The sequence below is a fragment of the Shewanella sp. genome (genome assembly GCF_051658185.1).
Classification (GTDB): domain Bacteria; phylum Pseudomonadota; class Gammaproteobacteria; order Enterobacterales; family Shewanellaceae; genus Shewanella.
This window is the reverse complement of record NZ_JBOFMC010000156.1, coordinates 1-2,146: the sequence shown is the minus strand read 5'-3', so window position 1 is coordinate 2,146 and position 2,146 is coordinate 1. Positions and strand designations below refer to the sequence as shown.

At 46.8% G+C, this 2,146-nt stretch carries 2 protein-coding genes and 4 tRNA genes; all 6 read right to left on the bottom strand.

Translation table 11 applies throughout. The features are described 5' to 3' along the window. Positions 1-61: 61 nt before the first annotated feature. Positions 62-148, bottom strand: a tRNA-Leu gene (locus tag ACRCZA_RS06500). A gap of 132 nt (positions 149-280) precedes the next feature. Next, positions 281-367 (bottom strand) — tRNA-Leu (locus ACRCZA_RS06495). 49 nt (positions 368-416) lie between these two features. Next, positions 417-490, bottom strand: a tRNA-Cys gene (locus ACRCZA_RS06490). Between the two features lie 47 nt (positions 491-537). Further along, positions 538-613, bottom strand: a tRNA-Gly gene (locus ACRCZA_RS06485). A gap of 151 nt (positions 614-764) precedes the next feature. Then, positions 765-1,313 (bottom strand): CDP-diacylglycerol--glycerol-3-phosphate 3-phosphatidyltransferase, encoded by a 549-nt coding sequence (gene pgsA / locus ACRCZA_RS06480; RefSeq protein ID WP_438673641.1) that lies wholly within the window; start codon positions 1,311-1,313, stop codon positions 765-767. A gap of 47 nt (positions 1,314-1,360) precedes the next feature. After that, positions 1,361-2,146: helix-hairpin-helix domain-containing protein (locus tag ACRCZA_RS06475; RefSeq protein WP_438673640.1), on the bottom strand; the 786-nt coding region annotated here is incomplete at its 5' end.

The following is a 2,146-nucleotide window of genomic DNA, read 5'->3' as shown; positions in this document are numbered from 1 at the left end:
GCCATAAATGCAAAAAAGCCCCGACGAATGTCGAGGCTTTTTTACTATTCACTAAGAATAATGGTACCCGAGGCCAGACTTGAACTGGCACGCTGTTACCAGCGAGGGATTTTAAATCCCTTGTGTCTACCGATTCCACCACTCGGGCAAACTCTGTCTATCGCAAGCTGTGCTGTTGATAGTATTTAACTCTTTACTTCTACCTATTGATTATATTTCAAATGCTTAGGTTACGAAGTTTAACGCTTTAGCTCGCTTGGAGCTGTCACCATTATAATAATGGTACCCGAGGCCAGACTTGAACTGGCACGCTGTTACCAGCGAGGGATTTTAAATCCCTTGTGTCTACCGATTCCACCACTCGGGCAAACTCTTTATATTAACGACGGGAATCGTGTCATTAATACTTTATATTGTGGAGGCGCGACCCGGAGTCGAACCGAGATCGACGGATTTGCAATCCGCAGCATAGCCATTCTGCCATCGCGCCACATTCGCAAACTTTTGTGTTGCTCGCCTAAGCTTGCAATCAAAGTTTGGAGCGACATATCGGGTTCGAACCGATGACCTATACCTTGGCAAGGTATCGCTCTACCAACTGAGCTAATGTCGCGTTGTATCCTGAGATAGTGTCTAGCGGTTGCTTTGACGCTGTCTCTTGTCTACGGGGTGGCATTCTACCGATTTGTCTTGCGGTGTCAACCGCTGTTTTGTCGATAACTTACTGCTTGCGCACTAAATAATCTTTTTGATCTTTTATTGTGCTATTCGGCCGTGAGATCTTTCCACGCGGCTAAAATGTAACTCATCATCGACCAAAAGGTTAACACCGCGGCGATATACAACAGCACAAATGCGGCTTGAGTCATTAGTGGATTGTATTGCCAAATTAAGCCAATAATCGCCACCATTTGAGCAGCGGTTTTATACTTACCAATCCACGAGACCGCAACCGTACCACGTTTGCCTAATTCAGCCATCCATTCCCGCAGCGCAGAAATCACAATTTCACGGCCAATCATAAAGAGCGCCGGCAGTGTCAGCCAAATATTGGCAAATTGATCGACCAATAACACTAATGCGGTGATCACCATTAATTTATCGGCGACGGGGTCTAAAAAAGCGCCAAAGCGAGTTAATTGTTTCAATTTACGCGCGGCATAACCATCTAATGCATCGGTTAATGCCGCGAGCCAAAACACAAAGGCGGCAACAAAGGGCGTCCAACTGTAGGGCAAGTAAAACAACACTACGAAAATTGGGAGTAAAAAAAGCCTAAAAAGAGTTAATGCTATGGGTAAGTTAAACGGCATGATCAAACCAGTTAGTCAAAAGCAGCGCCAATCTTGCCTTAATTTTATCACCCTCGCAATGCATCATGAATGGTTTGTGCCATTTCTAGGCTAATCCCTGGCACTTTGGCCAATTGTGCAACACTTGCACCTTTCACTTCCTGTAATCCACCCAAATGCTGTAATAGCGCTTTACGGCGTTTAGGACCAATGCCGGCAATCGCTTCGAGTGTCGAGGTGTTGCGGGTTTTCTGGCGCCGTTGGCGATGGCCGGTAATGGCAAAGCGGTGAGACTCATCGCGAATATGTTGGATTAAATGCAAGGCGGCAGAATCGGCATCAAGGGAGAAATGGGTTTCGGTATCCCCTAATATCAAGGTTTCAAGCCCGGGTTTACGCCCTTCACCTTTGGCGATCCCGATTAACTGTGGGACCTTATCCAGTTGGGCAAATTTTTCATCCACAATTTGCTGGGCGATACGCAGCTGCCCTAAGCCGCCATCGATAAATAAGATATCGGGGATTTTGCCGTTAGCATCGATTTTATCAAATCGGCGGCTAATGGCTTGCTTCATGGCGGCATAATCATCCCCTGGGGTGATGCCTTCAATATTGTAACGGCGATATTCAGCCTTGTGCGGCCCTTCACGGTTAAACACTACGCAGGAGGCCACCGTACTCTCCCCCATGGTATGACTGATATCAAAACATTCCATTCGCTGTATCGGCGCGCTAAGTTCGAGGATTTCCTCAAGCAATACAAAACGCTGTTCAACAGTGTTTTTATGGGACAGACGCGTCATCACCGCATTGGTGGCATTGGTCACCGCTAAGCGCAAAAAACTTGCCCTATC

Coding starts and splice junctions, on each gene's coding strand:
- pgsA (WP_438673641.1), bottom strand. CDS start 1,313: ATGCCGTTTAACTTACCCATAGCATTAACTCTTTTTAGGCTTTTTTTA.